Consider the following 11,982-nt stretch of genomic DNA (forward strand, 5'->3'; position numbering starts at 1 on the left):
TTAGTCATCACTACTAAATACTCCTAAAAGCTGTAATAAGCTCACAAATAGGTTGTAGATAGACACATATAAATCAACGGTTGCACGGATATAGTTTGTTTCACCGCCGTGGATAATGTTGCTAGTTGAATATAAAATTGCAGCCGTTGAGAACACTACAAATAATGCACTGATCGCTAAACTTAACGCGGGCATTGCTAAGAAGATATTTGCCACAATACCCACTAATAACACCACGAACAATGCAATCATCATTCCCGATAAGAAAGACATATCACGTTTGGTAGTTAATACATAAGCAGAACAGCCAAAGAACACCAACGCAGTCGCTCCTAAAGCTAATGCAACCACATCGCCTAAGCCGTTACTAATATATGCATTTAAAATTGGACCCAAGCTATAACCTAAGAAACCCGTTAACGCAAAAACACTTGCTAACCCTGCTGCACTATTTGCCGTTGCATTAGTTAAGAAAAGTAAGCCATAGAAACCGACTAACATTCCCCACCAAGGTAAACGTGGTAAATTAAGTGCCATAGTAACAGATGCAACTACCGCCGAAAATACAAGCGTTAACGCAAGTAAGAAATAAGTATTACGTAATACTTTATGTGTGCTAAGAAGGGATTCACTTCTTGCGGAAGTGACTAAACGATCTTGCATAGAATCTCCTGTAAATAAATAGTTTTTGTGTTAAAAACGCCCACAAATTAGCGAGAAATCATAGAAAAGTCAATGGATTTCACAAAACAAAGGGCGTATCTCTACGCCCTTACTCTTTTACTGAACTGCCACAACCCTTCCCTCACGATAATCCACTGTCACAGGACTATTCGGCAACAATTTGCCTGAGAGAATTTGCTGTGCTAAGGTGTTTTCAAGCTCTTGCTGAATTGCACGTTTGAGCGGTCTTGCTCCAAAGAGTGGGTCAAAGCCTGCTTCGCCGATATGATCAACTGCCGCATCTGTCACCGTCACTTCATAGCCACGCTCCGCCATACGTTTAATTAAACGTTCAAGCTGAATTCTAGCAATCGCACGGATATTTTCTTTATCTAATGGGTGGAATACCACAGTTTCATCAATACGGTTGATAAATTCAGGGCGGAAATGTTGTCCAACCACATTCATCACGATAGTTTTCATTTCATCGTAACTCATATTGTCCGCATTCTCTTGAATTAAGTGCGAACCTAAGTTTGATGTCATAATGACGACAGTGTTGCGAAAATCCACCGTGCGACCTTGTCCGTCAGTTAAACGACCATCATCAAGCACCTGCAATAAAATGTTGAACACATCCGGGTGAGCTTTTTCCACTTCATCGAGCAATACGACGGAATATGGACGACGGCGAACCGCTTCAGTCAAATATCCGCCTTCTTCATAGCCGACATATCCTGGAGGTGCGCCAACTAAGCGAGATACGCTGTGTTTTTCCATAAATTCGGACATATCGATCCGCACCATCGCATCTTGGTCGTCAAATAGGAAGTTGGCTAATGTTTTGCAAAGCTCTGTTTTCCCTACGCCTGTCGGCCCTAAGAATAGGAATGAACCGATAGGGCGATTTGGATCAGACAAGCCTGCACGACTACGACGGATCGCATTTGCCACTGCATCAACGGCTTCACTTTGACCGATGACCCGTTTATGTAGCACCTCTTCCATTCGTAATAGTTTCTCTTTTTCCCCTTCCATCATTTTGGATACAGGGATACCCGTGGCTTTAGAAAGCACTTCGGCAATTTCTTCATCGGTCACTTTGGTGCGAAGTAGATGATTTTCACCGCCCTCTTCTTCACGTTTTACCGCTTCTTGTAACTGTTTTTCAAGGGCTGGGATTTTTCCGTATTGCAACTCCGACATTTTCTCAAAGTTATTCTCACGGCGAGCCTGATCCATTTCAATTCGGGCATTTTCCAACTCGGTTTTAATGTGTTGCGTGCCTAACAGAGCGGATTTTTCTGCTTTCCATACTTCTTCCAGCTCCGCATATTCACGTTCACGAGCGGTCAGATCCTCGTCTAATTTTGCAAGACGCTGACGGCTAGCTTCGTCTTCTTCTTTTTGCAACGCTTGACGCTCTAATTTCAACTGAATAATACGGCGTTCAAGTTTGTCTAACGGCTCTGGTTTAGAGTCGATTTCCATACGCAAGCTGGAAGCCGCTTCATCAATTAAATCAATCGCTTTATCGGGTAGCTGACGATCTGAAATATAGCGGTGCGAAAGAGTTGCTGCCGCTACAATCGCAGGGTCGGTAATTTGAACGTGATGGTGAATTTCGTAACGTTCTTTCAAACCACGCAAAATCGCAATGGTGTCTTCCACCGTTGGTTCATCAACCAACACTTTTTGGAAACGACGCTCCAGAGCTGCATCTTTTTCAATATACTGACGATATTCATCTAAGGTTGTCGCCCCGACACAGTGCAACTCACCACGGGCAAGGGACGGTTTCAACAAGTTACCAGCGTCCATCGCTCCATCGGTTTTACCTGCCCCAACCATCGTATGAATTTCATCAATAAACAGGATCACTTGCCCTTCTTCTTTGGCAAGTTCATTTAATACCGCTTTCAAACGTTCTTCAAACTCACCACGGTATTTTGCTCCTGCAATTAACGCTCCCATATCCAACGACAATACCCGTTTGTTCTTCAAACCCTCAGGCACTTCGCCATTGACAATACGTTGTGCTAAACCTTCGACAATCGCCGTTTTCCCCACACCAGGTTCACCGATAAGCACTGGGTTATTTTTAGTACGGCGTTGCAATACTTGCACCGTACGGCGGATCTCTTCATCACGCCCGATCACAGGATCAAGTTTGCCTGCTTTAGCCCGTTCAGTTAAATCAATAGTATATTTTTGTAACGCTTGTCTCGTTTCTTCTGCATTTTGATTATTCACGCTCTCCCCTCCACGAATTTGTTGAATGGCGGCTGTCACCTTCTCTTTGGTTAAACCTAAGTTTTTCAATAACTTGCCTAGATCACCATTATCTTCAAGTGCCGCAAGCACAAATAGCTCTGATGAAATAAAGCTATCACCAAACTGTTGCGACAATTTATCGCATTGATTTAACAAACGAAAAAGTTGTTGCGACGGCTGGGTATTGCCCCCTTGCACCTGCGGCAAGCGGCTGATAATGCCATCAAGTTCACTGCTTAAACGGTTCGGTTGCACATTTAAACTGCTAACAAGCGGTGTGATTGAGCCATCATTTTGCTTTAACAACGCAAGCATTAAATGTGCTGGTTCAATATAAGGATTATCTTTGCCAACGGCTAAAGATTGTGCATCGGCAATTGCAGATTGGAATTTGCTGGTAAATTTATCAATATTCATAGTTTCCCCTAAATTCTGTTTATTAATGTTCTGACTTCGAGATTACTCTCGCTTGACGTAACCATAAATTGGGATTGTCAAGGGGATTTCAAGAGAAAATGTGAAAGAGATCACAAAATTATGAAATCTATTGGGGGAAGAGCAGCTTTCAAGAAGCTAATGCATGGTCAATTTTTATCAGTATTCAAACGATGAAATTATAGGTCTTTAAATACGTTTAAAATTTACACTTAGGAATTCCCGCCTCTTGAGGCGGGGAGGATATCAGAATAAAACCTATCCGCTTGTAGTTTAAATTAAGGATTAGTGACTTAACATTTTGAGCAACTCTTTTGGCTCAACATAGCCAGCGATTAACTCACCTTCTTTTGTGACAATATTTGGCGTACCCGTAACCCCAAATTTAATCCCAAGCTCATAATGCTTTTTCACCATATTTGGCGTTTTTACCTGTTTTGGTAAGTTACCTTTCTCTGCTTCGTTTAACGCAAAGACTGGATCTTTTTCTGTCCAAATTGCTTCCATCTGTTTTGCCGTTTCAGTATTCATACCGCCACGAGGGAAAGCTAAATAACGAATAGTAATGCCTAAATCATTATATTCTTTGATCTTTGAGTGCAATAAATGACAATAATGGCAAGTAATATCCATAAACACAGTGACAACGTGTTTTTCATTTTTCGCAGGATACACAATCATCTCTTTTGCTAGACTATTAAGTTCTGCGAGTAATGCACGATTAGTAATATCAGTAACTTTGCCATCTTTTAATTCAAAAATCTGCCCGTGTATTACATAGCGTCCATCATTGCTAATTTGCACAACACCTTGATCAGAAATCGCTGTTTTAAAACCTGGCAAGGCAGATTCTGACAACTTCACATTGGTTGCCCCAATTTTCTCAAGCTGTTGCTGTAAGTTTTTATCATTCGCCTGTGCCGTACCTAAGATTGCAAGGCTAATTAGGGTCAATAGACTTTTTTTCATTATAAATCCTTCTAGAGTTTAAGTTTTGTTTCAATATTCCGTGCTTTCACTAAGAATGCTTTACGTTCTTTATCGGGCATACCAGATCCTATACCCGGCAATTTTACTGTCATTGGATTAACCGGTCGCCCATTGATATGAAATTCATAATGCAGATGTGCACCTGTTGAACGCCCTGTATTTCCAGACAACGCAATGCGTTGTCCTTTTTTAACACTTTGCCCAACTTTAACTAACGAACGGCTTAAGTGCATATACACCGTAGTATATTGCCCCCCATGGCGTAGTTTAATATAACGACCAGCACCGTTTGCTTGATAAGCGATATGTTCAACCACACCATCTGCAGGGGCAATAATCGGTGTTCCAGATCGAACAGCAAAATCCACCCCTTTATGAGGGGCAACTCGTCTTGTTACCGGATGTAAGCGACGAGGATTAAAATGTGATGAAACTCTTGGTGTGAATGGCAATGGGTGGCGAGCAAAGCCTTTACCTAACGTTTCACCGTGACGGTTATAATAACGTCCATTATCTGCTTGAATAGCATAATAGCTTTTCTTGCCACTGATAATATGAATGGCTTCGACATTTCCTAAATCCGTGACCTTGCCATTGATATACTCACGCTTTACTAAAATTGCAAATTTATCGCCTTTTTTCAATTTATTGGTGGCAATCTGCCATTGCAGACCGTTAGCTAACTGATTGATTTGACGTTGAGATAAACCTACCGCTTTTAAACTTGCACTAAAACTGCCATTAATGGTGCCTTTAATCACATCTTGTTGCCAAACGCCTTTTTTCTGAATTGTTTGTACCGCAAATTGATCTTGAGCTTTACGCTCAAAAATTTTCTCTTCTTTTTCTGAGATGAGCCAGTTCATATATTCTAGCTCACCGTTATTGTCTAAAATCCAGTAGAATTGTTGTCCTACTTTAAGATCGGCTAACTGTGGAAAGGTTTTTTCTAAGGCTTTTGCTGTGGCATGTGTTAATCCTGACTGTTCTAGTACATCTTTTAGCTGATCGCCTTGAGTTACGGTATAACTAAACTGATTTTGGATACGTAATGCTTGATCTGCAATATCTAACACATCTTCTAATACATTTTCTGCTTCTTCCGATAATTTTTCACTTTCAGGAACAGCTGCTTTAGGTTGCCCTTCTATTTCATCATCAACATCACTCAATTCATCTTCATAAGAGGTTGCATTTTCATCAACAGGCTCAGCATTTACTTGTTCCTGTTCCTCTTTAGCAGAGGCAGTAAAATCAATGCTGATATACTTAGGCTCACCATGAGATAATCCTGTTGAAACTTCAGGCAACGACTGAGTAGCCAACGTAATCGGGATTTCTTGAGCCTCTGAAGAATTTGAACTCGGTCTTTTTAAGGTTAAAGCGATACCGATAAAGATAGATAATATAATCACCAAAAACACAAATGCCTTTACTCTATTCTTCTTACGACGGCGATCTCTAGCAAAAATAACGTGTTGCAAAATTCTATCCTAAATAATTTTCTTCTAGTGCGAACTTGTTATAGACAAAGGAATAGGCAAAAAATTCCCATAGATTTCTTGTAAAACTGAAAAAAATCCGCTAATTTTAATTCCTTAAATCCTTAAATTTATTAATGTTATGCAGATCAAGCAAATTAAGCCGATCCACAATTTAACGAAGCCCCTTGTGCAACTGAAAGCGATTAATGTGAATTTTGGTACACAAGTTGCCCTTGAAAATATTCATTTAAACATCTACCCCAATTCTATCACAACTATCGTTGGTCCTAATGGGGGGGGTAAATCTACCCTATTAAAAGTATTGCTGAAATTACAGCCAGCAACATCAGGGCAGGTTATTCACCAACCACAGCTAAAAATTGGCTATGTGCCACAAAAATTGCATCTGGATCACTCTATTCCTATTACCGTTGAAAAATTTCTATCTCTCAAGCCTAACAGCACTAAACCCTTGATAGATGAAGCATTGTCCCTATTTGCAATCACTCACCTTGCTAAGCATAGTATGCAAAAATTATCTGGCGGTGAGTTACAACGAGTACTACTTGCACGTGCAATTTTAGACCGTCCACAACTGCTTGTCTTAGATGAACCAATGCAAGGGGTGGATATTACAGGGCAAACGGAACTCTATCAACTATTAAATAAAACTCGTGAATGGTTAAACTGTGCTATTTTAATGGTTTCTCACGATTTAAACATTGTAATGGCAAATACGGACGAAGTGCTATGCGTTAATCGCCATATCTGCTGTGCTGGTACACCTGAAAAAATTTCAAGTGACCCAAGTTTTATCTACTTCTTTGGCGATCAATTTGCGAAAAACGTGGCATTTTATTCTCATCACCATAATCACCACCACGACTTACAAGGCAATGTATGTCGTTGTAACGGACATCACTAATTGAGGCAATATGTTTGAGATTTTATTTCCTGCGTGGTTAGCAGGCGTATTTTTAACCTTCATCACCGCACCGCTTGGGGCTTTTGTCGTCTGGCGAAAAATGGCATATTTTGGTGATACCCTCTCTCACTCCGCATTACTTGGGGTTGCATTAGGGATTTTCCTACAAATCGATCCCTATATTGCTGTTATTCTAATGACCGTCATACTCGCTCTTTGCCTCGTCTGGTTAGAACAGCGCTCTACTCACTCAGTCGATACCCTATTAGGCATTATCGCCCATTGCAGTTTATCCTTAGGCGTTATCACCATCAGCCTATTAGACAATGTTCGTGTTGATTTAATGTCCTACCTATTTGGTGATCTTCTTGCAATTGGTTTTAACGACGTACTCTTTATCGGCATCGGGGTTATCGGCATTGCGACACTACTGGCTCTGTATTGGAAAAAGCTACTCGCCATCACAGTCAGCCCTGAATTAGCTCAAATTGAAGGCCTAAATGTCGCACGCCTACGCCTCTTATTAATGTTGCTCACCGCATTAACCATTGCATTAAGTATGAAATTTGTCGGGGCTTTAATCATCACCTCACTACTGATTATCCCCTCTGCAACTGCAAGACGCTTTGCCAAAACCCCTGAAACAATGGTTATTTACGCCATCGGATTAAGCATATTATCGGTCAGTGGCGGATTATTACTCTCTGCCCTCAAAGATACACCAGCAGGACCTTCAGTGGTTGTTTGTGCAGGAACACTCTTTTTACTCTCATTAATTAAAAAAGAGGCGAATTAAGATCAATAAAATATAATTTTCCTATTGAATTTTTTGTCAAATTTCGCTTAAATCTCACCGCTTGTTAATGATAACAAGCGGTGGGATTTTTATATTTTTTTGAAGTAAATAAAGAAGTAAATTATGTGTCAATTATTAGGAATGAATTGTAATACGCCGACCGATATTACTTTCTCGTTTGAAGGATTTCGACGGCGTGCAGGTTTAACCGACCACCATACCGACGGCTTCGGCATTGCCTTTTTTGAAGGCAAAGGTGTGCGTATTTTTAGAGACAATTGCCCAGGTGCCTCATCACCAATGGCAGATCTCGTCAGTCAATATCGAATTAAATCCTTTAACGTTATCGCCCATATCCGTAAAGCAACCTGTGGCGATGTCAATTTAGAAAATACCCACCCATTTATCCGCGAAATTTGGGGTGAAAACTGGGTATTCGCCCACAACGGCACGGTTGATGTCAAAGTTTGCCCGAATAATCACTATCAGCCTATAGGCTCAACGGACTCTGAAGCCGCATTTTGCTGTATAGTTGCCAGCCTAAAACAACGTTTTCCACAAAAACCAAGTGAAAAAGAGATTTTTGACGCAATTGTAGATATTGCCAGTGAAATCGCTAAACACGGCGTATTTAATTTTATTCTTTCCAATGGGCACTGGATGATCGCACGTTGCTCAACAAACTTACATTATATCTGTCGCAAAGCCCCATTCGGCACAGCATTGCGTGATGATGATGTAATGATTGATTTCCGTGAATATACGGAAGAAAGTGATAAAGTCACCATTATTACAACCCAGCCTCTCACAAAAAATGAGAACTGGACAAAAATGAAAAATGGGGGCTATGTCTTCTTTAAAGATGGTGATGTACTCTTTGAAATTGAAGGTACACTACCTGAATGTAACCCTCACGTTTAAAATAGATTGCCCCTTTCTATACTCAAAAGGGGCAATTTACTTTTCTACTTAATCGGCGTTGCCGTGCGTTCTAACACTTCGAGCAACTCACTGATATTCTGTTTACCTTGTGTTTTAAGCCACTGGCGAGCGGCTTCAACACCTTCGGCTTTGTAGGCTTCCGCGCCACCAGCCCAAGTCGCACGTCCGCACAGTACGCCGTTAAACCGGCTGCCTGCTTGGTGAGCAAATTCAAGGGTTTGTTGGAACAGTTTGGCTGAAACGCCTGCACTTAGGAAAATAAACGGCAGATCCGTTGCTTCGCTTTGTGCTTTGAAGAATGCAGCGGCTTCCGCTTGACTGTAAAGCACCTCACCGTCAGTAAAGCCTTCCACATAACTCATCACCACAGGCGCTTCCACTTTCAAGACATCTACCCCAAAACGTTTATCCGCAAAGAACTTCATCGCTTCGATTACTTTGCGAGGTTTGACTTTGGCGTTATAGACTTTATCTTCGTTTGAACCGTCGTAGGTCAAGATCTCTAAGAACAGCGGAATTTGTTCTGCATTACACTCAGACGCCACACGTTCAACAAAAGCGGCTTTGCGGTCGTTGATTTCGTGCGGTTCATCAATGTCAAAATAGATCAATAATTTAACCGCTTGTGTGCCTTTTTCTTTTAAGCGATGAACAGAAGCATCATTGATCAAATCAGGAAAATGTCCGGCAATACTTTTATCGTAGCCTGTTTTTTCGTATGCCATAATTAATCCGCAATTTGCATCACGTTTCTCTGAAGCCGCCCAGCCAAATTCTGGATCAAGCAAGATCGACGACGCATAGGGGGTTAATTCTTGAGAAATCAAGGTTTTAAATTCGCTGACCTGTTGAGCGGTTATATCATCGCCCATCATTCGGCGTAACGCACCACGTTGGTCAATCGCAAGGGCAGCAATAATGCCCTCTTTGGTGCAAAGTTTTTTCATTAAATCTTGTTTAGACATACTACTACTCCTATTCATCATCGCCTAACGCTAAGTTTTTAAGTTGTTGAGCCACATCGTGAATTTGTTCTTTGGCATTTTCCAGTAAGCCGTCCGTGTCTTCTTCACTCACATAGCTAATCACCATCGGTAAATTCATTCCGCTATATAACCCTGATAATTTCGGCAAGTAACGCATTGCCACATTACACGGCGTACCGCCCATAATGTCGCAAAAAACCACAATCTCACCGCTTGCATTCGCCAGTGCTTGCTCAAATTTCACTTGGAAATCTTCATTGCCTTCGTGTGGGTATAAGCAGACGGTTTGAGCATTGTCGATTTTGCCTAAAATCATTTCGGCAGTATCCAGTAAGCCTTCTGCAAACTCTCCGTGACTGATTAAAATTAAGCTCATAGTTGCTCCTTTTGGTAGTTTTGAATTTTTTATTCCCCCCTTTGAAAAAGGGGGGCTAGGGGGGATTTTAAGATAGTGCGATTAACTGTTTAGATCTTTAAATCCCCCTCAATCCCCCTTTTTCAAAGGGGGAAGTTTGACGATATTTTTTTGGGTTGTCCTTATAAGTTCTTCGTATTCAACTCTTTATAAATCGGCTTATCGCTAAATGTTAAGCTATCGATCTTCACCCCTTCTGTTTCAAAGACGATAATCTCATTCTCGCCTTTATGCAGTAACGGAGCTGGTAAATAGAGATAACAAGTCGGACCTTCATTCCAGTAATGCCCTAAGTTCTCACCATTTACCACAATCACCCCCTTGCCGAACGCACGGGTATCAATAAAGGTATCTTGCGGTTCTTGGTCTAGGTGTAACTTAAATTGATAGAACGAAGGCGTTTGGCTATCTTTTTCGCCATCAAAATCAATCTCTTCCAAGCGGTCAAAATCAATCGCATAATGTTGCCAGCCTGTGTGGAAATGCAGATCAAGCACAGCCCCTGCACCGATACCTTTATGTTGTGTCGCTGCAAGTAGCTTACCGCCGTAATTCACTCGTCCCATATTTTCCACTAATAGATCAAGTTGGAACTCGCCATTTGGTGTCTGTAACATCACTTCATTGCCGATCTCGTGTTGATACTGGGTGGCAACTTTTTGTTTATCGTTGAAAATCTGAATGCGATCTCTGCCTTGGTAAATTCTCAGCTTGATCTCACCGCTATATGCTGTCGGTTTGGCTCGATAAAGCAGATAACCGTAGTAATGCCCTAGCTGTTCCATTGTTTGAGTGAACGGACTTTCGTAGCATTCGCTGATTGTGTCTAAAGTACCAAACAGCGACACTTCATTTTGCACAGCAAGCGGTGGGTAAGCGGTGATATTTGGCAAAATCGGATCAACAATCGGGCTGGCATCAGGGTACTGCCCTAGCACTTTTTGTAGCAGGTAGAATTTCTCTGACGGTTCGCCCCATTCGTGAACAGGGGCATCATAGTCGTAGCTGGTTACTTGCGGTAAATCGGTGTCTAACCGTGCGGAACAGCCGTTCCAAAAGCCAAAATTCGTTCCGCCTTGAAACATATAGAAATTGATACTTGCCCGTTCGAGTAACTCTTTGGTGCAGTCCGCTAAATCTTGAGCATCACGGCGGATCACAGGCTCTTTCCAGCGGTTAAACCAGCCGTCCCAAAATTCCATACACATCAACGGGTAAGATTTGCCGTGCTTGTCGATATAGCATTGTAACTCATCTAAATTTTCATTGGAACGAGAGCCGAAGTTCCCCGTCGGCAAAATATCATCTTCGATCAACGCCCCTGCTTCTAAGGCGTTCTGCCACGCACCGTCTGATGTGAAAAGCGGTACGTTCACCCCGTGAATTAACATCAACGCCCGAATAGCTCTTAGGTAGTTTTTATCATTGCCGAACGAGCCGTATTCGTTCTCGATTTGCATCATTAGAATATTACCGCCTTGGGTAATTTGGTAAGGGGCAATGCGTGGAAGCAGTTCTTGAAAATAGCGGTCGATTTCAGCGATAAACAGCGGATCGTTTTGGCGTAAGCGGATATTTGGAATATTGAGCAACCACGCAGGCAATCCGCCAAACTCCCATTCCGCACAGATATAAGGTGTTGGGCGAAGAATAACGTACAACCCTAGATCTTTTGCTGTTTGCAAAAATTTGACTAAATCTGCCCGCTTGCTGAAGTTAAATTGATCAGGCTGTGGCTGATGTAAGTTCCACGGCACATAGGTTTCAACCGTGTTACACCCCATTGCCTTTAGGTTGTAGAGCGTTTTGTACCAGTATTCTGGCACGATACGAAAGTAATGTACTGCACCTGACAGAATTTTGAACGGTTTTCCGTTGAGTAGGAAATCCTTTTCACCGATTTGGAAAGGCATAGTTCACCTCGCTTGAAAGATATAAAACCGAATAAATCTAGGAAAGAGTGATTGGGTTTTAGATCTTAGTTATTTGTAACATTTTGAATGAATTTGACCGCTTGTTTTAGGACGCCAAGCGTGGCGTCGCTACATTCGATGGTATTGTAGCAACTGTGT

Annotated in this window: 10 protein-coding genes; 3 read left to right on the forward strand and 7 right to left on the reverse strand. The window is 41.7% G+C overall.

The features are described from left to right. From J1G47_RS04770 to mepM, 4 genes are all read right to left on the reverse strand, one after another. On the reverse strand, positions 1-663 hold the full coding sequence (locus J1G47_RS04770) for a Bax inhibitor-1 family protein (RefSeq protein WP_016528139.1): 663 nt from the start codon (positions 661-663) through the stop codon (positions 1-3). 117 nt (positions 664-780) lie between these two features. Next, positions 781-3,354 (reverse strand): ATP-dependent chaperone ClpB, encoded by a 2,574-nt coding sequence (clpB, locus tag J1G47_RS04775; RefSeq protein ID WP_207326797.1) that lies wholly within the window; start codon positions 3,352-3,354, stop codon positions 781-783. A gap of 303 nt (positions 3,355-3,657) precedes the next feature. Beyond that, positions 3,658-4,341, reverse strand: coding sequence for a bifunctional protein-disulfide isomerase/oxidoreductase DsbC (gene dsbC, locus J1G47_RS04780; RefSeq protein WP_160414504.1), 684 nt, complete (start codon positions 4,339-4,341; stop codon positions 3,658-3,660). An 11-nt stretch (positions 4,342-4,352) separates the two neighbouring features. Next, on the reverse strand, positions 4,353-5,846 hold the full coding sequence (gene mepM / locus J1G47_RS04785; protein WP_010785789.1) for a murein DD-endopeptidase MepM: 1,494 nt from the start codon (positions 5,844-5,846) through the stop codon (positions 4,353-4,355). Between the two features lie 139 nt (positions 5,847-5,985). Here mepM and znuC point away from each other — a divergent pair, with 139 nt between their 5' ends. The 3 genes from znuC to J1G47_RS04800 all read left to right on the forward strand — a co-directional run bounded on the left by znuC (position 5,986) and on the right by J1G47_RS04800 (position 8,488). Next, a complete protein-coding gene (znuC, locus tag J1G47_RS04790; RefSeq protein ID WP_207326798.1) occupies positions 5,986-6,771 on the forward strand; it encodes a zinc ABC transporter ATP-binding protein ZnuC in 786 nt (261 codons plus the stop codon). Positions 6,772-6,781: 10 nt separating this feature from the next. Continuing rightward, a complete protein-coding gene (gene znuB / locus J1G47_RS04795; protein WP_026916713.1) occupies positions 6,782-7,567 on the forward strand; it encodes a zinc ABC transporter permease subunit ZnuB in 786 nt (261 codons plus the stop codon). A gap of 123 nt (positions 7,568-7,690) precedes the next feature. After that, positions 7,691-8,488, forward strand: coding sequence for a class II glutamine amidotransferase (locus tag J1G47_RS04800; RefSeq protein WP_160414743.1), 798 nt, complete (start codon positions 7,691-7,693; stop codon positions 8,486-8,488). A 44-nt stretch (positions 8,489-8,532) separates the two neighbouring features. Here the strand turns inward: J1G47_RS04800 and lacD are convergent, their stop codons facing one another. The 3 genes from lacD to J1G47_RS04815 form a co-directional block, all read right to left on the reverse strand. Next, positions 8,533-9,474: a tagatose-bisphosphate aldolase gene (gene lacD / locus J1G47_RS04805; RefSeq protein ID WP_075605339.1), complete on the reverse strand. Its 942-nt coding sequence runs from the start codon at positions 9,472-9,474 to the stop codon at positions 8,533-8,535. A 10-nt stretch (positions 9,475-9,484) separates the two neighbouring features. Next, positions 9,485-9,871: a PTS sugar transporter subunit IIA gene (locus J1G47_RS04810; protein ID WP_010785784.1), complete on the reverse strand. Its 387-nt coding sequence runs from the start codon at positions 9,869-9,871 to the stop codon at positions 9,485-9,487. 161 nt (positions 9,872-10,032) lie between these two features. Next, a complete protein-coding gene (locus J1G47_RS04815) occupies positions 10,033-11,823 on the reverse strand; it encodes a glycoside hydrolase family 35 protein (RefSeq protein WP_207326799.1) in 1,791 nt (596 codons plus the stop codon). Between the last annotated feature and the right edge of the window lie 159 nt (positions 11,824-11,982).

This window comes from Glaesserella parasuis (genome assembly GCF_017352235.1).
GTDB classification, from domain to species: Bacteria; Pseudomonadota; Gammaproteobacteria; order Enterobacterales; family Pasteurellaceae; genus Glaesserella; species Glaesserella parasuis.

Bases quoted from the DNA above. Each gene is read 5' to 3' on its own strand.
- J1G47_RS04770 (WP_016528139.1), bottom strand. From the start codon at position 663: ATGCAAGATCGTTTAGTCACTTCCGCAAGAAGTGAATCCCTTCTTAGC.
- clpB (WP_207326797.1), bottom strand. From the start codon at position 3,354: ATGAATATTGATAAATTTACCAGCAAATTCCAATCTGCAATTGCCGAT.
- dsbC (WP_160414504.1), bottom strand. From the start codon at position 4,341: ATGAAAAAAAGTCTATTGACCCTAATTAGCCTTGCAATCTTAGGTACG.
- znuC (WP_207326798.1), top strand. From the start codon at position 5,986: ATGCAGATCAAGCAAATTAAGCCGATCCACAATTTAACGAAGCCCCTT.
- znuB (WP_026916713.1), top strand. From the start codon at position 6,782: ATGTTTGAGATTTTATTTCCTGCGTGGTTAGCAGGCGTATTTTTAACC.
- J1G47_RS04800 (WP_160414743.1), top strand. From the start codon at position 7,691: ATGTGTCAATTATTAGGAATGAATTGTAATACGCCGACCGATATTACT.
- lacD (WP_075605339.1), bottom strand. From the start codon at position 9,474: ATGTCTAAACAAGATTTAATGAAAAAACTTTGCACCAAAGAGGGCATT.
- J1G47_RS04810 (WP_010785784.1), bottom strand. From the start codon at position 9,871: ATGAGCTTAATTTTAATCAGTCACGGAGAGTTTGCAGAAGGCTTACTG.
- J1G47_RS04815 (WP_207326799.1), bottom strand. From the start codon at position 11,823: ATGCCTTTCCAAATCGGTGAAAAGGATTTCCTACTCAACGGAAAACCG.